This window comes from Thioalkalivibrio sp. ALJ4 (assembly GCF_000377225.1).
Taxonomy (GTDB): Bacteria; Pseudomonadota; Gammaproteobacteria; order Ectothiorhodospirales; family Ectothiorhodospiraceae; genus Thioalkalivibrio.
In genome coordinates, this window is the sequence record NZ_KB897923.1 from 14,109 (window position 1) to 36,001 (window position 21,893).

Annotated in this window: 17 protein-coding genes; 9 read left to right on the forward strand and 8 right to left on the reverse strand. The window is 60.1% G+C overall.

Going from position 1 to position 21,893, the window contains the following annotated elements; translation table 11 throughout:
* Positions 1-171 precede the first annotated feature (171 nt).
* From C936_RS0113960 to C936_RS0113990, 7 genes are all read right to left on the reverse strand, one after another.
* On the reverse strand, positions 172-1,344 hold the full coding sequence (locus C936_RS0113960) for a sialidase family protein (RefSeq protein ID WP_018649400.1): 1,173 nt from the start codon (positions 1,342-1,344) through the stop codon (positions 172-174).
* On the reverse strand, positions 1,332-3,341 hold the full coding sequence (locus C936_RS0113965; RefSeq protein ID WP_018649401.1) for a TonB-dependent receptor domain-containing protein: 2,010 nt from the start codon (positions 3,339-3,341) through the stop codon (positions 1,332-1,334). Before C936_RS0113965 ends, C936_RS0113960 begins: the two co-directional genes overlap by 13 nt.
* Before the next feature lie 135 nt (positions 3,342-3,476).
* Positions 3,477-4,766: an NAD(P)/FAD-dependent oxidoreductase gene (locus tag C936_RS0113970; RefSeq protein ID WP_018649402.1), complete on the reverse strand. Its 1,290-nt coding sequence runs from the start codon at positions 4,764-4,766 to the stop codon at positions 3,477-3,479.
* A gap of 12 nt (positions 4,767-4,778) precedes the next feature.
* A complete protein-coding gene (locus C936_RS0113975) occupies positions 4,779-5,093 on the reverse strand; it encodes a c-type cytochrome (protein ID WP_018649403.1) in 315 nt (104 codons plus the stop codon).
* Between the two features lie 1,298 nt (positions 5,094-6,391).
* Positions 6,392-6,652, reverse strand: coding sequence for a twin-arginine translocase TatA/TatE family subunit (tatA, locus tag C936_RS0113980; protein WP_018649404.1), 261 nt, complete (start codon positions 6,650-6,652; stop codon positions 6,392-6,394).
* A gap of 226 nt (positions 6,653-6,878) precedes the next feature.
* The gene (locus tag C936_RS0113985) at positions 6,879-8,048 is read right to left on the reverse strand and encodes a copper resistance D family protein (RefSeq protein WP_038038837.1); all 1,170 of its coding nucleotides are present in this window, start codon (positions 8,046-8,048) and stop codon (positions 6,879-6,881) included.
* A 3-nt stretch (positions 8,049-8,051) separates the two neighbouring features.
* A complete protein-coding gene (locus C936_RS0113990) occupies positions 8,052-8,534 on the reverse strand; it encodes a copper resistance CopC family protein (RefSeq protein ID WP_018649406.1) in 483 nt (160 codons plus the stop codon).
* 402 nt (positions 8,535-8,936) lie between these two features.
* Between C936_RS0113990 and C936_RS0113995 the strand changes: the two genes are divergently transcribed.
* The 9 genes from C936_RS0113995 to C936_RS0114035 all read left to right on the forward strand — a co-directional run bounded on the left by C936_RS0113995 (position 8,937) and on the right by C936_RS0114035 (position 20,221).
* Positions 8,937-10,583 (forward strand): YncE family protein, encoded by a 1,647-nt coding sequence (locus C936_RS0113995; RefSeq protein WP_018649407.1) that lies wholly within the window; start codon positions 8,937-8,939, stop codon positions 10,581-10,583.
* A 59-nt stretch (positions 10,584-10,642) separates the two neighbouring features.
* Positions 10,643-11,845 (forward strand): FtsX-like permease family protein, encoded by a 1,203-nt coding sequence (locus tag C936_RS0114000; protein ID WP_018649408.1) that lies wholly within the window; start codon positions 10,643-10,645, stop codon positions 11,843-11,845.
* The gene (locus C936_RS0114005) at positions 11,842-12,513 is read left to right on the forward strand and encodes an ABC transporter ATP-binding protein (RefSeq protein ID WP_018649409.1); all 672 of its coding nucleotides are present in this window, start codon (positions 11,842-11,844) and stop codon (positions 12,511-12,513) included. The genes C936_RS0114000 and C936_RS0114005 overlap by 4 nt, the downstream gene beginning before the upstream one ends.
* Positions 12,510-13,724, forward strand: coding sequence for an FtsX-like permease family protein (locus tag C936_RS0114010; RefSeq protein ID WP_018649410.1), 1,215 nt, complete (start codon positions 12,510-12,512; stop codon positions 13,722-13,724). Before C936_RS0114005 ends, C936_RS0114010 begins: the two co-directional genes overlap by 4 nt.
* A gap of 25 nt (positions 13,725-13,749) precedes the next feature.
* A complete protein-coding gene (locus C936_RS0114015; RefSeq protein WP_018649411.1) occupies positions 13,750-14,427 on the forward strand; it encodes an ABC transporter ATP-binding protein in 678 nt (225 codons plus the stop codon).
* A complete protein-coding gene (locus tag C936_RS0114020; protein WP_018649412.1) occupies positions 14,427-15,128 on the forward strand; it encodes a hypothetical protein in 702 nt (233 codons plus the stop codon). The genes C936_RS0114015 and C936_RS0114020 overlap by 1 nt, the downstream gene beginning before the upstream one ends.
* An 11-nt stretch (positions 15,129-15,139) precedes the next feature.
* On the forward strand, positions 15,140-15,682 hold the full coding sequence (locus tag C936_RS15235; RefSeq protein WP_018649413.1) for a hypothetical protein: 543 nt from the start codon (positions 15,140-15,142) through the stop codon (positions 15,680-15,682).
* Between the two features lie 92 nt (positions 15,683-15,774).
* On the forward strand, positions 15,775-18,831 hold the full coding sequence (locus tag C936_RS0114030) for an ATP-binding protein (RefSeq protein ID WP_231362411.1): 3,057 nt from the start codon (positions 15,775-15,777) through the stop codon (positions 18,829-18,831).
* Positions 18,821-20,221, forward strand: a complete 1,401-nt coding sequence (locus C936_RS0114035) for a sigma-54 dependent transcriptional regulator (protein WP_018649415.1) — start codon at positions 18,821-18,823, stop codon at positions 20,219-20,221. Before C936_RS0114030 ends, C936_RS0114035 begins: the two co-directional genes overlap by 11 nt.
* A 45-nt stretch (positions 20,222-20,266) precedes the next feature.
* Here the strand turns inward: C936_RS0114035 and C936_RS14870 are convergent, their stop codons facing one another.
* Complete coding sequence (locus tag C936_RS14870) at positions 20,267-20,764, reverse strand: cytochrome c (protein WP_231362410.1); 498 nt, start codon at positions 20,762-20,764, stop codon at positions 20,267-20,269.
* Positions 20,765-21,893: the final 1,129 nt, after the last annotated feature.

Sequence of the window (21,893 nt, forward strand, 5' to 3'; positions counted from 1 at the left end):
CGTCCCGGCTTCCACATCCCCATGCCGTTCTATGAGCAGAGCCGCTCCCTAGTTGGCTGCTGGGCGATGGGGCGCGGGCCTATGGATCGCTACTAAGGCGACCCGCACAAAAGTGGTCACGCATAAACCCCATTCGGACGCCTACGGTGCTCTGGGGAGCGAAATTGCAGACTATGGGGGTGGTAGCCGGGTGATCCGCCAGGTCCGTGTACCATCCTCCCGGTCCTCGGTCCAGAAGACCTGGATGGCGTCGCCAGCGGCTGTCACCAAAGGAAACCTCGGGCGATGGGCATTCCTGCCGAGGGTAAAAGTGGTGGACCAGGTACCGTTGTGGTATCGGGCCACGCCGATGCTGTGATCCGCGGTACCGTGGTCCCACGCGGCGAGCAGTCCGCTGTTGGGGGTGGCAGTGAGATCGGCGGCGCGAGCCGAGGGGCGTCCCAGTCGCTCAGGAGTCGACCACTCGCCGCGATGGTTGCGATGCAGGTGGTAAAGACCCGTATGGTTATCGTCACCGGTCCATACAAGGGCATGCAACAGGCCGTCGTTATCTGTGGCGAGTCCTCCGCCCACATGGGGACAGCCGTCTACGTACCAGTCGAATTGGCCGACACGGGAGTGCCCACGCCAGCCGGCGTCGCCGGCGCCGGTCACCGCTACAGCCATGTCTCGGGGTTCGATGCCACGATACAGCACCATCGTCTCGTCACCGGCGTGTGCCAGGCTGTTCCAGCAGCATTGACACGTCGTATCCCGCGGGGTGGTTACGTCGGACCAGGATTGGCCGCCGTCGATACTGGTCGCATGGTGCACCCCCTGTTGTCCGTCTCGGCTGTCCAACCAGGCAATGTGGAACACATTGTTGGGGGCCCGGGATAGCGCGAAAAAGCCGTGGCTCCCGGTGCCGTCCCCCTTGACCGGGGTGGTGGTCGGTTCCCACTGTTTGCCGCCATCGTTGGACCGGGCCATCACCATTGGGCCGCTGCCGGCGAAGCCGTCGCCTGAGGTCTGCCAGACCACTAGCAGACGGTTGCCTGCGGCGGCGATCCGCAGGTCGTTGCTGCGGTGGACACGATCCGGGGGGGGGTGGCCGGTTTCGATGGCCACGGGGTCCGACCAGTCTAGTCCACCATTGTCACTGGTCGCGTGGTAGGCAATGGCGGTGTCGTCTTTCAGCTCTACCCAGGTGGCGTGGAGTCGGTCGTTGTCAGAAGTGACGCCCAGGCTCACGACGTCGCCGCCGGCATCGAACAGCACATTCTGGAATTCCGGTTCTGCGTTCCCGCATGCCGCCAGCACTATGGCCGCACTCACGCCGGTCAGGCAGCGAATCACCATGTCCATTCCACACCTCCGTAGATCGAGCGCGGAGCGCCGGGATTGTAGACGGCGCTATTCGGCTCAGCGGAGTCCACGATGTTGGTATTGGCCGCGTAGATTCGGTTGCCAAGGTTCCGGCCTTCCACGAACACCCGCCAGCCATTGGGGCTACGGTAGCCGGCGCGAATACCCCAGATAACAAAACTGTCTGCATCCTCGCTGTTGGCGAAGTCCACCGGGTAGCCGCTGGCGGCCTCGATCACCGGGCCGGCGTATGCGCCGCTCGCGTGCCGCGCGCGTAGATCCAGCCGTGCCATGTGGCGAGGGACACCGGGCAGGCGGTTGTTTCCCCAGTCGGGGTCTCCGTCAAATCGGAAGTCGTTGTAAGTGTAGGTGAGTTTCTTTTCAAGAGTGAGTGTGTCTGTAACACCCTGTTGGTGGCCAAGACCCAGTTCCACGCCTTGGTGGACGGTGCGCTTGGCGTTGCGGGTGGCAGGCTGGAACGGGTTGTCCGGGTCTTCGAACAGCAAGATCTCGTCGCGAATACGGGCGTGGTAGACGGCCAGTTCGCCGGACCACCGGTTCCCACTGCGGCGTACACCTAATTCCACGGTGTCGGCAGTCTGCTGGTCAAGCAAGTCGCCGCCATGACCAACCAGTTCGCCAATGACCGGCGCCTCGGTGCTGCGGCTGAGATTCCCGAACAACTGCATGCCGCCGGGCAGGTCATGAAGCGCGCCGATACGTGGATTCACGGAGTGGTAATGGCGGGACCCGCCATCGCCATCACCGCGGGTCACGTTCACTTCGCGCCGGGCCCAGGCGAGCTGTACGCTGCCCATGAGGGTGGTGGCGTCAGTGACCGCGTAGTGGTTGTCGGCGAAGAGTTCCACGGTCCTAGCCGTTGAGCGCTCGCGGCTGCCGTCACTGTGGTCATCCGCCCGTTCGCGCCCGGTGACGGCGAGGGTGCCCCAAGTGAATCGGTTGGCGCCGGACTCAATTGTGTGTCGAGCGCTCGCGCCTATGTCTTGGCGGGACGTGTCCAAGTCGAAGAATGGCATGGGGTGTTCCATACGGAGGTCCTGCATGAAGACACCCAGGTCGAGATGGTCGGCCTCCCGCAACTGGTGCTTATGGTGGGCGGTGACGCGCCACAACCGCAAATCTCGGGCGGCATTAGCATTCTCGAAATCCGGGTTTGCCTGGAGCCGATTGGCGCGGAGCTGGTTCCGCGTTAGAGAGCCTGGTAGCTCCAGTTGGTGTTCCTGAGCCTCCAAATGCAGGCGGGTCTGGCTGCGGTTGTTGTGCTGAAACCCCACATTGCCGTAGGCGCGCACCGCCTCCTGGCGACTGTTGTCGCGAAAGCCATCTTGCCACGAACCGGTGACCGTACCTACTGCATCGGTGTGCTCGTTCGCTGTGGAGCCCTTGGCCTGGAGGCGGCGGTAGCCGAAGCTACCCGATTCCGCGCGCAAGCTGAACGGGTGGCTGTCGTAGCCTGTGGGAGAGATCATGTTGATGGCACCACCGAGGGTGGCCGCCCCATATCCAATGGCGTTGGCACCCCGGTAGACGGCCATGTGGTCGTAGGTCAGCGGGTCCATGAGCTGGTTGCGAGTGTTGCCGTCAGCCTCGGTTACCGGAAGACCATCGCGCAGGAGCCGGATGCCGCGGTTGTTGAAGGTCTGAGTGAGCCCCGAGCCTCGGATGGAAAGTCGCGTTTCGTCCTGGCCGAAGCGGCTGCGGGCGTAGACGCCGGGTGTGGTAGCCAAGGCGTCCTCCAAGTTGGCGGTGCGTCCCTCGCGCACTGTGCCAAGGTCTACTAGGGAGGTGCCGCCCGGGACGCGCTCCAATTCGGCTGCCGTGTCATCGGTGGTTGGGAGTGTCGACGTAAACAATTGCCCGGTGACGGTCACCGTCACCGGGTCGAGACGAACGGCGTTCTCACCGTGCGCTGCACCTGACAGCATCACGGTGAGAGCACCCACGGCCGCGAAGCGACGCCATTGTTCTGCAATCACGTTTGTCTCCCTGTGTTGAGAGGTCGCTGCAGCACATCGAAGCAATGTGCACTCGAACGACGCGGCCGGGCTTGGTTTATCGTTATGGGGCAGGAATGCCTTCTCGAGGCCCATAGAGTCAGGCATTACCAGCAGCTAGCCCCAGATGTCCTGAGTGATGCCTTGGTACCAAGCCCGGGTGTAGTCGGCCTCGCTGGCGCGGAATTCGGGGCTGGCTCCGGAGGGACTAACACCCCCACCCTCAGCCGTTTGAGTCCCGTCAATGAATCGATAGACGTTTGCTACGCTGATACCGTGTTCTGGGGTGACCAGGCTGTAGCAAGTGTTGGCCGAGGAAGGATTGAGCGGCTCCTGGTCCATCAATTCGCGCACAATCGCCGCGGCGACGATCTTGCCTTGGTTGTTGGCCGAGTGGCCGGACTTCGGCATCGCGCCCGCCACGCTGGCATCCCCCAGCACATAAATGTTGTCGTCCATCTCCGACTTGAAGGTCTGCTGGTTGACCGGGACCCAGCCTTGGTCGTTGGTGAGGCCGACATCGTGGGCGATCTGGGCGGCCTGTTGGCGAGGAATGAAGTTCATCACATCGGCCTTGACGCGTTCGAAGCCACTGTCAGCCCGTGCAGTTTTCTCGGCTACGTCTACCGCTTCGACATGGCCACCGTCCGAAGCAGCTCGCCACTCGATCATGTCGCCGTAGTGCTGTGCCCAGCCTTCCTCGAAAAGACCCTGCTTGGAGAAGTTGTCCTTGGCATCAAGCACGATGATCTTGGAGCGTGGCTTTTGCTCCTTGAAATAGTGCGCGATGAGCGAGACACGCTCATACGGTCCCGGCGGACAGCGGAACGGATTCGGTGGGGCGACCATCACAAAGACGCCACCGTTCGGCATGGCTTCCAGCTGATCTCGCAGAAGACGAGTCTGGTCGCCCGCTTTCCAAGCATGAGGGATTTCGCTGGCGTCGGATTCGCTGATGCCGTCGACAGCGTCATAGCGGAAGTCGATCCCTGGGGACATGACGAGTTTGTCATAGCTGATGGAGTCGCCTCCTTGCAGGTGGACACGCCGCCTATCGGGATCGACCGTGGTGACGCGGTCGGCGACTATGTTGATGTCATGATTGTCGCGCAGGCTGTCATACGTGTGGGCGATGTCGTCCATGGACGCCAGGCCGCTGAGAACCCAGTTGCTGCCGTAGCAGGTGTAGTACGTCGCGTTGGGTTCGATTAGCGTAACGCGGAGTTGAGGTAAAAACTGCTTCATGTACTTGGCCGCTGTGGCACCACCGGAACCGCCGCCAACGACCACGATGTGTGCCCCGTTGCTGCCGTGCGAGTTGTCAGCGGCAAAACTTGTGCCTGCGAAGGTCGCAGCCCCCGTAGCTCCGGCGGCTTTGAGGAAACGACGTCGAGTCAAATGATTCATGGTGTTCTCCTTTTACTGGTTTCCGAAGTACGCCGCCATAGCGTCAATTTCTTCGTCGCTGTAGCCCTCTGCGTGACGGTTCATGACTGTCGCCTCACGTTGCCCGTCACGGAACGCGCGCATCTGACTTGCAATGATGTCTTCCCCTAACATGGCCAGATTGGGTATGCCTTTGTTAGCTCCGGCCGCGTTGTGGCATGCCTGGCATGAGGCAGCCATGAGTTGACCGCGCGTAATTTCGTCATTGAGGTCGGCGGACACTGTGGGTGCCGCGCTGAGCGCGACAAGCGAGGCAACTAGCCCCATGACCTGCGTACGTATCTTCATTACTAGCCTCCTTCGGATTGTAAATCCGGTTCATGTGTCGGCGCTGGATGACGGAGTCGCCAATCCAAAGAATCCGGGTTTATTGGCTGTGTTTTTTCATTGTTTAATAGTTCATTCTCTTGTTGATAAATAGATTTCGTGGTCTATAGAGATCGATGGACGATCTGAACAAAAAATCCACATTAGTTTCTCCTTAAAAAGAGCTTGCCCTGGGGCTCAGGGCAAGCAAAGAGGAGAACTACAATGTCAACAACACCTTCGGTGCTGGGCGGATTCGGGTCTGCCGTGGGGTTCTAGTTAAGCAGGTTGCGTTACCGGCGCACCCTTAAGGTGACAAGACGTTAGAACTATCCGCATAGGTTTTCCTTGGTGTTGTAGGGTGACCCGCCAAGAGCCCGTGCGTGGAGGAGGGGGTTTCCCGACGTCTAAGCGAGCCGCCCTACAGGAGGTAGATGCAATGAGCGTGCCAGCCTCCGCCCTTTGTTGGTCACCTGCTTGATGAGGTTAGGGAGGCGTCGTGAACGGTGGAGGTGTAGACGTGGTACGTCGGGGGTGCGTGACTGTGGGTGCTGGAGGCAGTGCCTCATAGACCTACCCGGAACACAGCTTTCGGGGGTGTCGAGCGTCCTCGAAGCTAGTCCGCGACTTGAGACGCAGCCCCCTCGGGCGGACATTTCGAGAATCGCGTTTTGGCTCATGGCGTAGCGCCCCATGTAGGGTGCTCGATTCTGTGCCTACTATTCCATCGAATGGCGCGCCCATCACGATGCGATCAGTACTTATGACGTGTCGGTACGCGGACGATCTCGAAGGTAGAAGGTGCGCCGAATTTTGTATGTGGGTTTGGGGGGCAAACGCGGCATACGCGTTCCATCGTTGGTACTGAGTGTTCCAGGGTGAAACATATGGAACGATCAGAATGGGGGCGCAATGGTGGCGACCATGCCAGGATCCAGCCGGCCCATCTGTGGAATGCGAGAGCGCGGGATTGGGAGAGTATGGCTGGGCAAGAGGGGCAGAGGCCCGGGCGAGGCATACTGTTGCCCGTGGCGCGAGAGGATGATTCGGCTGCGTCAACCCTCAACGGGTGCCGGCTACGGCTGGGGCTACTGAGAACTCGTATGCGAACCTCCAGCCAGTCAGCACTGGCACTGTGGAGGCTGTGACAACGCAATGCATTGTGAAGGCCAGGTTACAATGGCGGTTATCGTCGTCACAGCGCCCGCTGGCCACTTTTGGTATTCCCCCTCATAAGCACGTTTTGAACGCACGTGGTCGGTGTGATGAAGGGTCGGCGCTCAGTCCCGTTCGCGGGGTTGGTTCAGTGGTTCGGCGCTGTCCTCGCCCTCTCGCGTTTGGGGCTGCTCCTCATGTTGCAAGGCGTTGCTGGTGGTATCCGGGGCTGTTCCGCCATCCTCGTGCTTCACCGCTTTGCGGAAATTGTGCACGGCACTGCCGAGGTCACCTCCTGCGTTGCGAAGTTTCTTGGTACCGAAAAGGAGGAGCACGATCACGAGAATGATCACCAGCTGCCAGACACTAATACCGCCGATTCCCATAGTTCTTTCTCCAGTCAGTCAGAATGTTGGCTTGAGAGATTGGGGAATGCCCTTCATTGGGTTCCCCCGAGGGGTGAGCAGGTCCACGGCCGTCGTGTCTCGGACCCGTCTGTCGGTTGGAACAGCGGGTGCATAAGTGGCCGTGGCGGACGAAGCAAGAGGATTTCGCGCAAGAGGAGCCAGACGATGCAGGGGCCGTCGGTTTGGCCCATCTTGGGATAGTTATTTACGGCCTCGCGTCGAGGAAAATAGTCAGGGCATCGTCGCCTATCTCCAGGCGGGCCTGCCAGCGGCCCGGCATCGTGAAAACATCATGGGCCTGATACTCGCCGATCCCGATAGGCTCGACGGCAGGCTGCAACGGCACCATGCGATGGTCGATCATATCGAGCACCAGTCGCGGTTCGGGCTCGGCCGCCACTGGTAATGCCGTGTCGTCAGTGATTTCGAGTTGCAGCCGGAACCCCGGTGTCGAGGGAAGAAAGACGGCATGGATGTAGTAGGGTCCGAGAGCCTCTTCGACCTCAACAGGTTCGAGGAGAGTCGAAGGTTCCCCGGGTGGCGATCGAGTGACGTAATGGGCGGCAGCGATTAGCGCCAGTATGAGGAGAGCCGCTTCGATACGGATGGACCATCCGAGTTGCCTGATCTGGCCATGATCGGTGGCCTTTGGCGCCAGTATCCATCGATTAAGTGCAGCCAGTCCCAGGATGGGCGCTATTACTATCAGTTTGATCACTAATGCTTGCCCATACGGTGTTCCGAACAATTGCATTGGGTTCCAGAAATGGGTCCAGACGCCATAGGCCCCCGTGAGTACGATTGCGGCCACGGCGACCAGCCCTACGGCTGATGTACGGTGAATGGCTGCCTCTAGCCATGGTGGTGGTGTCTGCAACTCCCATACAGGCATCAGGGCCAGAGATACCACCGTGCCCACCCATACCGCGACCGCCGCGAGATGGACAGCGTCGGCCGCCACCAGGAAATACCGTCCTTCCCCAGCCGCATGGCTGGTGAGACTCACGCTTAGTACGAGCGCCAAGCCCACGACTGTGTAACCGATCCGGCGCCATAGCGGTGGTAGAAGAAGCCATGCAGCGAGGAATGTGGCGAGGAGCCCTAGTCGGGCCAGGCTCACTCTCCCATGGCGAGTCTCGGTGACGTACGCCAGGGTCATCGTCAGGTCGATGGTCCCGAGAGCAGTCCACACGACCTGTGCTACCTCGCCCACGGTGCCTGCTGCGAGCATCGCAGCGCCCGCCCATGGAAGGAGCCGGCGGCCGTTGACTACGTGGTCTGGCGCCGAAGCAGGAAGAATTCCGTGGCGTAAGAACCCCGGCGATAGCAGGAATACAAGCCCCACCAGCACCAGCGTTGTCCAGGTGAATTCCACGGGTTACTTGCTCGCCTTCGCATCACCTACATTCACGAAGGTGTGAAATCCAGTGGTCGTGTGTCCGTCCGAGGAAAGTACTTTCCAAATGACAGCATAGGCCCCGGCGGGCAGCGGTGCGCGGGTACTCAGGCTAACTTCCGCGGCCTGCGACGATAGATCGCTCTCAACTGATACCTCGTCGTGAACCGTATCGTCGGGGTTCGCGTTCAGCTCCGAAGCCAGGGTGTTGAGTTGGGCCAAGTTCCGCAGGCCCTCCTCGGGTAGGTTCAGCCTAAATAACCGGAATGTGCTGAAGCGGCTCACGACTGGCTCGCTAAAGACGAGGCGCACCTCCTGGATCGCACCGTTGCCGACGATGGCTTCGGGGGGGATAGCCGCACGCAGGTTGGCATGTGCGTCGGCCGCCCCAGGAGCGCCTAGTAATCCAACGGTGGCGAGCATCACCACTGCCAGACGCGACAACTTTAGTCTCACTGCGTACATCTCTCACCTCCACTGGCTGTAGATCGAATTGGCGTGCTGGGCTGCGGCTGCCGATATCAGGGTGCCGAGCCCCGACGCCGCGGGTAGGTGGTATGCATGCGAAAAGCGTGCCTAACGGACGTACCGGCTTGTTGCAGGAGACCGGCGCTCGCATTTGTTCCGATTTCGTTCCGGCAGGCGGACCGCTGGCCCGAAATGGAACAAGCTGTTTCAGGCCGGAACGTGGCGATAGAGATGTGCTCGGAAGGAAACCACCGAACGACGCGATGTAGACCGATTGGCATGAATTTCGCTGGGCCTAGGGCACCGCAACGAACGCGGTCTGTTGGTCGCCGGTTGAACGGCATTAGAAACGGCCACCAGTGCTAATCGGTAGTACATCACTCATTTGGAGGAGTCATCATGAGCAATTCCGACCATACTGACGGCAAGGGTCCGTCTGATCCGAATATCGCCTCGAAGACCACTGAAGGTCACGTCGAAGCAACCGGCCCATCCGAGTCCCGCCGCAAGTTCCTGAAGTCTGTCGGGATCGGGACCGGTGCCGCGTTCGCGGCCACGGCTGCCGCCCCGTTCCTGCCCGAAAGTGTCCGCGGAATGGTCACGCAGGACGCTCAGGCTCAAATGTTCGGTCGTAGCGGGAGCAAGTACATCAAGCTTCAGGACTTCTACGACCAGCTCGGCGAATACGTACTGCTGGCACCGGGCAAGTTCTCCGGCACCGTCGCTGCGACCGACCTCAGCACCGGGTGGACGATGGCGTGGTTGGCTGGATGGAACTACGGCGACACCTGCCCAATCATGCACCACATGGCCGCCTTCCCGTCCCCGGACCCCTACAAGGAGTTCGAGTTCGTTGTGAACACACAGGGCGGGAAGAACCTGTTCATCTATGGTGTGCCCGCGACAGTGGAAGAGCCGGGCGAGGGCATGAAGATCTACCGGATGCAGTACGACGGTACGCGCATCAACCTCCAGCGGGATGCCGCTGAGGTCAGTGGTCTGGGGTTGGGTGTACACGTGACCGTTAACCCCGAGGCGGATGGTTATGCGGTGGGCGACGGCCAGAAGGACATCTGTGCCGAATTCGACCGTGAAACCGACAAGGTGCGGTATGCCTGGTACTTCGACTGGGATCCCAACGTCAAGGAACTGGAACGCGCTTGGCTCGATGGTGGCGTAATGACGATCAAGCGCCTGAAGCCGACTTTGGCTGACGGCCGCTATGACCTGCAGGGATCAAAGGGCAACAAGATTGACTGGGAATTGGTGCCTGGCGGCGAGCTCCAGATCGAAGAGGGCAAGGTCTCTGGTGATCGCCCGCTCAATGCCTGCGCGAACGATGCCCTGGTATTCGACCCTCGGGGCAAGTGGGCTGTCGCCTCCCTGCGGCTGACGGGTGTCTGTGTCGTGTTTGACCGCGAGAAGGAGGTGCCGGTGGCGGTTCTTTCCGGACCGAAGGGCACGCCTTCTCAGCTGGAGCTGGTCAAAGTCGACGACGACACCTGGACGGTGGAAATACCGGAGGTTGTCAGCGCCGGTCACCAGGCGGGCTTCTCGCCCGACGGAAAGAGCTTCCTGTTTATGAACAGCCTGCGCCAGAACAACATCATGGTGTGGGACAGTTCGGATCATTCCGATCCTAGCCAGTGGGACAAGAAAGCCGTTGTCGAGAGCCCGGACTGGCGTGGCGCTTACCCGAACACGTTCCACATGGTGTTCACGCCGGATGCCAAGAAGCTGTACGTCACGATGTGGTGGCCGTCCCCGACCCCGAACGGTATCGCGGTTATCGACGCGGTCAACTGGGAATTGCTGAAGGAAGTCGACCTCGGCCCCGACATGCATACGTTGGCGATGACGTACGACGGCAAGTTCGTGATCGGTACGCTCTCCGGCTACCAGAACACGGCGTCTGCGATTGTGGTTATGGAAACTGAGACCGATGAGGTGCTTGGCTTCCTGCCCAGTCCGATGGGCCACCATGACAACGTGATTGTGCCGCGCACGCTAGAAGACCTGCGCATCAGCCGTTCCACCACGACCTGACATCGTCGTATCACGAGGGCCGCCAGGCGGCGGCCCTCTATTGATGCTCGGGAGGCGGCATGAACCTTTTTACGCTGGCAGCACACAATCTCTTTCGTAAGCCATTCCGTACGGCCGCGCTAGTACTTGCTGTGGGAATCGCGACGGCGGCGGTGTTTGCGACCGCCACTCTGATGCATGGCATTGAGCGCAGTGTGGACCATGGGTTTTCGAAGCTCGGTGCCGACCTGATGGTGGTACCGAGGGGAACTATGGTCAGTATGGAACGGGCCTTGCTCACCGGTGAACCGTCGACTTTCTATATGGAGGCCGACCTCGCAGACGAGGTCAATGCACTGCAGGGCGTTAGCACCGTAGCATCGCAGCTTTTTCTGACCACGGCCGATGCGGAGCACTGCATTGTCGGTGATGCGTTCCTGGTCGGTTTCGACCGCGAGAACGACTTCACCGTGATGCCGTGGGTGAGTGATCGCCTAGATCGAGAGATGCAGCCCGGAGACGTGGTCGTCGGCGGCGGCAGTGATTTCGAGTTGGGCGAGAGTGTCTACTACTACGGGCAATACTTCACTGTGTACGGGAAACTCGATCGCACGGGCATTGGCCTGTCCGACAACGCGATTTTCCTGGACCTTGACGAAGCCTACGCACTGGCGGAGGCATCGCGCGACTACGACGACGTGGAGCTTGGTTTCGGACCAGGGGACATCTCGGCGGTGTTGGTCCGGCTCGAGAGTGGAGCGGACCCGGAGCGAGTGCGTTTTGCCCTAGCCCAGAACTCGGGCATCTCGGTTGTTGCAGCTGGCAACGTGGTGACCGGCGTGCGTCAGAACGTGGTCGCGCTGTTTGCCGGCACGGCGTTGCTCACGGGCGTACTGATCGTGGGCAACATTCTGATGATCAGTGCGATCTTCTCCACCATCATCAATGAACGCCGGCGCGAGCTCGGCCTCCTTCGCGCAATTGGGGCACGTAAGAGCCGAGTCTTCAATCTAGTGCTCACCGAATCGGCCATGCTCGGGGCTGCTGGTGGAGTGGCTGGGGTCGCACTGGGGTTGATCCTGCTACGCATCTTCAACCGCACGATCGGCTTCCACCTCGACCTGCTGAATATCCCGTTTCTCTGGCCGCCGGTTGAGAACATTGCCTTGATGGGAATGGCGGCGATCCTCATGGCGCTGCTGGTGGCAACGCTAGGTGCGAGCTATCCAGCGGTATCGGGCGCACGACTTGAACCTTACGACGCGATTCGGGCAGGTGAATGATGCTGTTACGTGGCGAAGAACTGTCGAAGTCCTATGTGATCGGAGACCAGCGTATCCAGGCGGTAAATGCTGTCTCGATCGATCTGTCACCGGGTGAATTCGTTGCGGTCATTGGGCATTCGGGGAGTGGGAAATCCACCTTGCTGAGCATGTTGGGCGGCCTTACCCGGCCCACGTCTGGAGCTGTGTACTTCGAGGATGAATCGGTGTGGAGTCAACGGGATGTCCCTAGGTCGTTACTACGAAACGAGCGGATTGGGTTTGTGTTCCAGTTCTCGAGCCTGATTCCAACCCTGACCGCTATCGACAACGTGGTCTTGCCTCGCATGTTCGGGCGAGAACGGGTCAGCAAGGACGTCTATGCCCAGGCCGAGGGACTACTCGAAACCGTAGGGCTGGGGGAGAAGATCCATTGCTTCCCCAGCGAGCTGTCGGGTGGGCAGCAGCGCCGCGTGGCGATCGCCCGTTCGCTTATCAATCGGCCGAGCTTGCTGTTCGCAGACGAGCCGACCGGCGATCTCGACGAACAGACGGAGGCCGAAGTGATGGACCTGTTGCTGCGGACGCTAAACGAGGACAACACCGCATTGTTGATGGTGACACACAACAACGCTCTTGCCGACCGTGCCGATCGTGTCCTGCAGATGAAAGATGGGAGGCTGCTATGAACATTATCCAGATTGCACTGCGGGAAGTTGGCCGGCGAAAAATGCGGACGCTCTACACCGCTTCCGGTATTGCGCTTGCCGTGGCTTTGCTGATCTCGACCATCACCGTTGGCGGTGGTGGATACCAGGATCTCACCCAGACCATCAACCGCTACGGGCATCAGCTCACGATTCTTCCGGCGACCACGAACGAGACCAGCCTGCAGGGCTTTGGAATCGGCGGAGAGCATTACATTCCGGAGGACGCCATTCCGCATCTCCAGGAAGTCTATGAGCAGGCCATTGTCGAAGGATGGCGTGCGCGCGACGCCCTGATCTTGATCGAAGGCTTTATCGGCGACCAAGAACAGGTGGATCCGGCGACCTTCGCGCCTCGTGTCTATGCCGAGACGGAGCTGAAAGGGCGTGACATCGTGTTCGCCGGGATCGAGCCCCGGAAAGAGTATATCGCTAAATTCTGGTGGGAAGTCGATGCGGGGAACCTTGTTCGCAGGGACGACGAGATCATGTTGGGCAAGATCCTTGCGTCGGCGACGCGTACTCAGGTCGGTGACGAGGTCGATATTGCCGGCGAGACGTATCGGGTCGCTGGAATCTTGCAGGAGACCAACTCGCCAGATGACTACATGGCCTTCGCCACGCTGCCGACGGTGCAGCGAGCCTTCAATCGGGAAGGGCAGGTATCGCTGATTAGCGTCCGCGCGATGTGCGCCTACTGTCCCGTCGGTGAAGCGGAACTTGCGATCAATCAGGGCGTGGTTGGCGTGAGGGCTACCTCGCAGCGAGACATCGCAGCGGCCCAAGCAGCGATATTCAGTAATGTTTTCACGACCGTTGTGGGGTTCGTGATTATGGCATTCGTGATCGCTTGCATGGCGGTTTTCAACATGATCATGGGATCGCTGCATGCTCGTATCCGCGAAGTCGGATTGCTGAAGGTGCTTGGGGCCTCACATGCGCAACTGGCCCGTTTATTCATGTACGAGGCTGCATTGATTGGTCTTGTCGGGGGACTCCTCGGGTATCTGATCGGAGTGGGCATCGCCTACCTGCTCGGGCCGATTGTCATGCCCGATGTTGTGATCCGGTGGGAGTGGGAACACGTGGCGCTAGCCGTTGGGGCGGCCCTTGGGGCCAGCTTGTTGGCGACGCTCTATCCGGCATTTCGTGCCTGCAACGCACGCCCTGTCGAGGCTTTCCGGGCCCTCTGATGCCAGCCCAACCAAGGAGGTCGATGTGGATCCTATCGTGCAATTGAAAGGTGTCTCCAAGGTCTACAAAGCGGGCGAAGAGCAGGTTGCCGCGCTCGATGACGTCGATCTTGATATTGGTCGGAACGAGTATGTCGCCATCATGGGGCCGAGCGGCTCAGGCAAGTCGACGTTGCTGAACCTGATGGGTGGCATCGACCGCCCAACCAGCGGTGAAGTTTGGCTCGCTGATCAGCGCATTGACCAATTGTCCGAGCGCCAGCTGCTGGAGGTTCGTCGACGGCGCGTTTCATACGTGTTTCAGGATGCTCGACTTATGCCATCACTCAACGCGATCGAGAACGTGATGTTGCCGCGAGCGTTTAGTGCGGGCAGAGCGGATGCTCGTACGGCCGCACTCCAATGTCTCGAACGAGTGGGGTTGGAGAAACGGGCGAAGCACATGGTGCACGAACTGAGTGGCGGCGAAGCGCAAAGGGTCAGCATCGCGCGGACGCTGATGAAAGAGCCCGACCTGATCCTGGCGGACGAGCCTACTGGCAACCTGGACCGAAAATCGAGAATGGAGATCGTGTACCTATTCGAGGAGCTGAACACGATGGGGAATACCATCGTACTTGTCACGCACGACCAAGAGATTGGTGAGCGCACCCGGCGATGCATCCGCATCGACGATGGGCGTCCACTCCAGGAGGCTGCGTGATGAACGCTGCGTCCGAGTCCCCAATCGAGAGGAAGGGCCAGCCACGTAACCGGGTGGGCAAACGCCGATATGGCTGGAAACGCGTTCTGGGCAAGGTGCTGTTCTGGTTTGCGATCGTTGCCGGTTCTTTCACCATGCTGGACTGGGGGCTCGGCGCTTACCAAAGTAGCCTGATTGAGGCCCGCGAGCAGCGCATGGAGGAGCTTCAGCGCATGGCCTGGCGCCATCTGCGTGCCGACCTGGACGAGATCACGTTGGAGCCTGACGGGCGCTACCGCGTAACGATCTGGATGGAGAACCTCTACCCAGAGAACGACATGTATTTCATGGTGCCGTCGGTCCGAGGGTATCTGCAGGTGGGTCCGCGCTGGGTGGAAGTGCCAGTTGAGGCAGCCGAGGATGGCAATTCTCGCGTGCCTGGCTCGGTCGTGAATCTGTCCGACCGTATCCACCTGGATGTGTTGCTGGAGGCGGATGACTATGACGAATACTACGAGATGCTTGAGGGCTATATGCACATCCGCTTTGACAACACGATGTACCTGAGCCCCGAGGCTGAGCCCGAAGACGATATCGTGGAACGCACCGACTGGTACTACGTCCATCTGCGTCCGAGGGATGCGGATGTTGAAGCGCTGGCGCGCAAGCACCGTTTCGGTGGCAGCGGTGCGCCATTGTTTATCTCGATGCCCCCTCACTAACGGTGTCGGACGTGATTCGGAGGTTCGCGGCGACGGTGATGGTGATGGCCGGGGCTAGTCTGGCCGGCTGCGGGCAGGGTGGCGACCCGCTTGACGTGCAGGTGGAGACGGCCCGGGAAGTATTTCTAGGCGAAGGGGAGGGCGAAGGCGATGGCTTGCTCTTCGTCACTGTGACTTTAGAAAACCACGGTACTCGGGCGGTGCATGTCCTTCTTAATGGCGTCCGGCTCATCCCAGAGGGACGAGACCCAAGCGGGTATGGTTCGTTTATCCGCCACGTCAGCCCGGTCGTGGAGGATTCAGGAGCCTCACCGGAGCACACGAACTTGCGGGCTACACTTGAGGAGTTGGGGTTCGACCGTGCATGGCTGCGTGCAGTATCGCGGAATGAGCTCGCGATCGAGCCAGGAGAGTCGGTTCGGGAACGGTTCGGCTTTAGAGTCGACGGTCCCACGGGGTGGGGTACACTGGAACTACGCTATCACGACGACGCCACGGATCAATTTCAGCGGATACGGCGGCCCGTGCGTGTGTCTGCCGAGGGCACAAGCTGAGTACCGTCCGCGCCAAAGCCGTTGCCAGTGCTAACCGGTATTCGCTTCGCCTGGGATAGGCGCGGTGAGCGGGTGGTTAGCAGGAGGGTCGGTTGAATCAGGGCCAAACGACATTCAAGTCCGGGAACGGACTGATTGACAAGGCACGTACGCCCTTGGGCGGTCCAGAACGCGGTATGCCGGCGGGTCAGCTTGGCATTGCTTCGCTGGTCGTGCTTGTGCCTCCGCTCGCCATGATTATGCAGCATCTGGTGGCGCCCGTTTCAGCGGACCTGCACCACAACGCCGGGGCACACTTCGTGCTTGAACTCTTCTACGGGTTCTTGTCACTGGTCGTTGCCTTCATCTTGTTTCAGGAAGGCCGTCGGTACAGTAATGCACGGCTTGCGTTCATGGCCTATGCGTTTGTGACGATGGGCATACTCGCTCTGGCCCACGCTGTTGCCTCCCCGGGGTCGGTTCTCTTCGTATGGTTTCACTCTTTGTCGGCGCTGTCCGGGGCACTGCTCTTGGGATTGTCCCTGTTGGTCGGGCGAATCGAGTGGTTCCGTCCCGCGTCGGCGACTCCACTTGCCGCGGTGGTCATAGGCACGGTGCTGGTGGCGTTCCTGTCGATACAGTTCGCTGAGTACCTCCACGTGATGCTGGTCAACGGGGGATTTTCTCAGGCGGCAGTGGCCATGAATCTCGCGGCCGGGGTGTTGTTTGTGCTCGTGGGGGGCGCCTTTCTTGCTGAGTTCTTGCGGTCACGCGAGACTTTGTTCCTTGTGTTCTCGGTTGTGTCGCTGCTCCTTGCCCAAAGCGAGTTCATGTTTCCCTACTCCATGCTTTGGGATGTGAACTGGTGGATCTGGCACGGAGTGCGCGTTGGCGTAGTGGCAGTGCTGATCGTGATGCTTGCGATTGAATTCGTGAAGGGCTTTCGGCAGTTGGAGATCTACCATCAGCGCCTGCTCGGTGCGATGCAGTCGATTGAGGACAGCAATCGCAGAATCCAGAACGACAACCAGATGCTCGCGGCGCACGCCGCTATTTTGCAAGACATCAGTCAGTCTCTCGATACCGAGAGCGTGCTGCACTCGATCTTAAGGGCGGCCCGGCGTTTGCCGGGCGTGGCCGACGTCGAGATCCTGCCCGTCGCTGAGCGTGGCATGCCGGGCCAATCCTTGGGGCATGATGCGCAGCGTGCGGAGCCAAACTTCACTGACCAGAGCCGGAGGCTGGTACAGCCACTGGTGGGCCGAGAGCGCGTTCTTGGCAGCATTCAGGTTGATTACGATTCGGACTACACCCCCACGGAAGAAGACTCGGTGCGGCTTCAGGTATTTGCTAACCAGGCCGCAGTCGCAATGGAGCGGGCAAGGCTGCATGAGGAGCTGGCTAAGCGCCATCGTCACCTGAAGGGGATGTACGAGACGCTGCGCGCGGTGACCTCCAGCATCGACCTCGACCGGATCCTCGACAGCTTGCTTCAGCATGAGTCGGAAGTGCTAGAAGCGCGGTACGCCCTGGCGTATCTGTTATCGGAAGACGAGAGTCGGGCGACTGTCGTTGCTGAATATGCACGCGATGAGCGACCGAGGTTTCGTGGCGCCACTTGTTCGGTAACGAGCCATCCGATGTTAATGACTTGCGTGCGTGAGCGACGTTCGTTCCATCTGGCTTTGCAGGAAGACGGACCCGAACACTTTCCGGAAACCGCCATTCAGGCAGCGGTCGATGAGGGAGAGATCAACGAGGCGCTGTACATACCGCTCATCGCCGATGGGCAAGTGATCGGGTGTATTGGCCTCCTCCTTGACGCGGGGTCACCGTTGGGGAGGGACGAGCTGGCGCTTGCACGGGCGCTAGCAGGGCAGGCCGGGTTTGCCATTCATCATGGGCGCCTCTTTCGTGAAAGCCAGTGCTCCGCAGAGTTTCGAACCGGGCTTGGTGAAACGATGATGTCGATGATCGCTGCGCGGGATCTGGATGCGGTGGTTGATGTGGTCTGTTGTGGGGCAGTCAAACTACTGAACTGTTCCCCTGCATTAGTGTGCCTCATCGACGACGATACGGAGTGTCTCCATGGGTGCGTGGCGCGGCATGAAGGGCCGAACGATCTGCGGCGCTTCGAGCGTGCATTGCGGGTCGGTCGTCGTGCCCACGAAGCAGTCGCAGGTAGTGGCGCTCCCGTGTGCCTCACACCCGGTAGCCTCGAAGATCTGGGTCTCGATGGCATTGAGGAGGAACTGGATAACAACGCGCCGATATTGATTGCTCCCTTCAACGTACGCGGACACATGCTGGGATACATGATGCTTCCGGTGTCGATGAATGGGGGGGAGCGTGACTTTGTCGAGCGGACGATGCTGTTCGCGCAGCAGGCAGGATTGGCAATCGAAACCGCAGTACTAATAAAGGACCTGAAACAGGCGTTCGTCGCGCTCGATAACGCACAGCAAAGTCTGGTGGAATCAGAGCGGCTTGCGTCGCTGGGTGAAATGGCGGCCTCGCTTTCGCACGAGATTCGGAATCCCCTGGGTACCGTCACTAGCGCGGTGGGGCTGCTGCAATCGGAGCAGCTGGACGGTTCCGAGCGGCGAGAATTGCTTGAATTGATGGAGTCCGAAGTGAACCGCCTTAATCATCTAGTGTCCGACACGCTCGATTTCGCCCGCCCGGCGCGGGCCCGCGAGCAGTGTTTCGAACTGGGCCCGTTGATTGACCAGATCGTGAGGATGGCGTCGGTTCGCTTTCCCGATCTGGTCGTAGAAAAAGAGCTCCCGGAGGACCTGCCAGATTTGACCGGCGAAGCGGCCGAGATCCAGCAAGTCCTGGCCAATCTACTAGACAATGCTGCGGCCGCGACCCAGGGCAAGGGCGCAGTGTTGTTGCGGGTGAGGCTGGAAGCGGAGCAGGTGTGGTTCGAGATTTTAGACTCGGGTCCGGGGATCCCGCACGAGATGCGCAACCGGGTATTCGAGCCATTCGAGACCACCAAGCCGGATGGCGTGGGGTTGGGGCTGGTGATCGTGCACCGGATCGTTTCGAACTGGGGCGGTACAGTAGACTTGGAGAGTGAGCCCGGCAATGGGACACGGGTAGCGTTCTGTCTGCCGCTGCCCCGTTCCCCTGCAATGCCGAAGGAGGTTAGCTATGACGGGTAGCGTGCTGATCGTGGACGATGAGCGGGGCGTTCGCCGGACGCTGGAGTTCTTGCTCTCCAAAGAGGGCTTTAAGGTGAGCGTCGCGGAGAGTGGGGAGCAGGCAATGGATCGATTCGAGGAGCGCCCCGTCGACTTGGTGCTTACTGATCTGCGCATGGATGGCATGTCCGGGTTGGACGTGGTGCGAGAGGTTAAACGGCGATCTCCAGGGGCGGAGGTTCTCGTGATGACTGCGTTCGGCAGTATCGACACGGCGGTCGAGGCGATGAAACTTGGTGCCACGGACTACATCACCAAGCCGGCGAGGAACGAAGAGATCCTTTGGAAGGTGCGCAAAATACTCGAGGGCCGATCGCTTAGCGAGGCGCATGAACCGGGCAACGAGGAGACCTGTAAGTCTGGGCTGGGCGCGCTGGTGGCAGAGAGCCCCGCGATGTGTGAGGTACTGGAACGGATTCGAAAGGTGGCGCCTACAAACCTGACGGTTTTGATTACTGGGGAGACGGGAACCGGTAAGAGTTGCATTGCGCGGGCCATCCACCATCACAGCCAGCTATCCGCAGGGCCGTTCGTGTCCGTCAACTGTGCGGCCTTGCCTGAGCCGCTGCTGGAAAGCGAGCTGTTCGGGCATGCGAAAGGCGCGTTCACCGGAGCAACTCAGGCGCGAAGGGGGCTGTTCGAAGAGGCTCATAACGGCACGCTGTTTCTTGATGAAATCGGAACGTTGCCGGCAAATATGCAGGCAAAGCTTCTCGGTGCATTGCAGGATCGTGAGATTCGCCGTGTGGGCAGCAACACTCCTCAGGCGGTGGATGTGCGCGTGATTGCGGCGACGAACGCGGATCTCGAAGAAGAGGTCGCACGTGACGTGTTCCGGGAAGATCTGTTTTACCGGCTGAATGTCGCCCGGCTACAGGTACCGCCCTTGCGTGAACGAAGGGAGGATATTCCTGTGCTGGCACGAGGCATCCTGGCCCGTCTTGCCGGGGATGGTTCACACGGTGTTGCGGTAACCGACGAGGCTATGTCGGTGCTGTGCAATGCGGAGTATCCAGGTAATGTGCGCGAATTGGAAAACGCCTTGGAGTGGGCAGCAGCGGTCTGTCGGGGGCACCTAATTGCGGTCGCTGATCTTCCCGAGGCGCTCCAACAGCCACAACGGTCTGTTCGCACACCGTTAGAGCAGGGTGAGGAAACAGCAGTGGTTCGCGAGAAGGCGGTGCCGACGGATGGCAGTCTCGCAGGGCATGAGCGTCAGATTATTGAGGAAAGCATCGAGCGCTGCCGCTGGAATCTCACCGCTGCGGCCAAGTCCCTCGGAATCGGCCGCACCACGCTCTGGCGCAAGATGCGCCAGTACAATATTGGGCGTGACCCAGCTTCACGCTGATGGAGTAGGCGTGGCGCGGCCTCGGCGGGCGTGGCACATGGTGACCTAGTGCGGGCCGCCATGCGGAGCCGAGTCTTCGTTGTGACGGTTTGGATGACCGCCCGAGCCGGCGAGGGAAGCGTTGCGAGCCTCGTCCTTCAAGAAGTTCACCAAGTGCCAGATGTCCTGCTCGTCTAAGACCTCTGAGAAGGCAGGCATTGGACCACGTCCATTCCGGATGCGGTATGCGAAGTCACCGTCGGTATGGTGCGGCGCGTGTTCGATCAGATTCGCGGGGGGAGGATCAAGTTCTGTGCCGTCGGGCCCATCGCCGAGGAGTTTTGCGCCGTGGCAACGCAAGCAGTGTTCCGTGTACAGCGACTGACCGCGAACGATCGAATGTTCGTTGGGTGGAATCGGGTTTTCACGCTGGATTTCCGACTCCGGGACCTCCCATCCACTGCCATGACCGTGGGGCGGATGAGCGATTGCGGATCCAGCCATGAGGAGCGCGGCGGAGAGGGTGGTGGCGGTGACACACGACTTCAATTGGTTTCGAATCATCGTAATCCTCCTAAGGCGTTCTCGCGTGCCCGCAACAAAGCGAGTGCAGGCAACTCAAGGGACGCCAGGTGCAGAATGAGACTGGAGGTCACGTTCACCATCTGGCTATCCCGATAGAGCCAAAGCAAGAGCGGGGCCAAGTCATTGGAGTGGCGTTACAAATACCGTCAAACGGCTCTAAAGCAATTGATAGCTGCCTGCCTGCGGATGCAGTGTGCATGGCATCCACGTTTCACGCCGGTTGGATTTGGAACGGGATGGTTCAGTTCGAAACGACGGCTGCCAGAACGTACCGGGGGCAGGCGAGTGTTCAACCTTATAGGTCTGGCAGCGCAGACCGCTCCTCCCTGTTCGGTCAACGCAGATGCAGACGCCGCGAATCCCGATCGGGGGCGAGTGGCCGACCAAGGACGGGCACGCGGCAGGTCATGCTGATCTAGGTGTGCAAACGGCATAGCCATGGTGTGGGGTTTTTGATATGGCAGCCTCCGCCAGATTACGTATCTGGACCGGGTCGTATGCGGCCGATGAGCAGGCACAGGTGGTGACCTTCTTGTTTCGCGGACCTTGGACTGGTTGGATGTAATGGCCTGTTAATCGACTCGGCGCCTGCGCATCGCCCGCGAACCTTCTTGGGCCGGTACGCGTAACACATGCCTTGCAAGTCCTTTTCTCATTCTGTCCTCGAAGACGCCATTTGCCCGACGTGAACCGGACGCGTTCATGCGTCCGGCATGATGGCCATTTCGGATCTGCGGAAGCCGACGCCTCCGTCGGAGTGATCATGTTGTGTGCGAGCTAGGCTATGTCGACTTGGAAATGCAAGGAACTTCCGGAAGATGACCGTGACAGACACAGGTCTGTGCGCGTCCTCGTTCGCGGGAAGGGTTGTTCGATCTGTCATGGATCCTGATCCGTTGTAGGAAGGAGGCGCCGGAGCATCCGGGCAGGATGGGTTGGCAAAGGGTCGTGGGGTGAACCTTCCATTCTTGGATAGTGGCGGCGAGGCACGGGCCGATTCCGTAGAGTCGGATGGCAACGGTCTTCGCGCCGCAACTGCCAGATTGCCGTCGCCGCTGGGAAGAGGCCTTGCGGGCAAGCGGGCTGCGGAACCGGTGGAGGCCCGGTT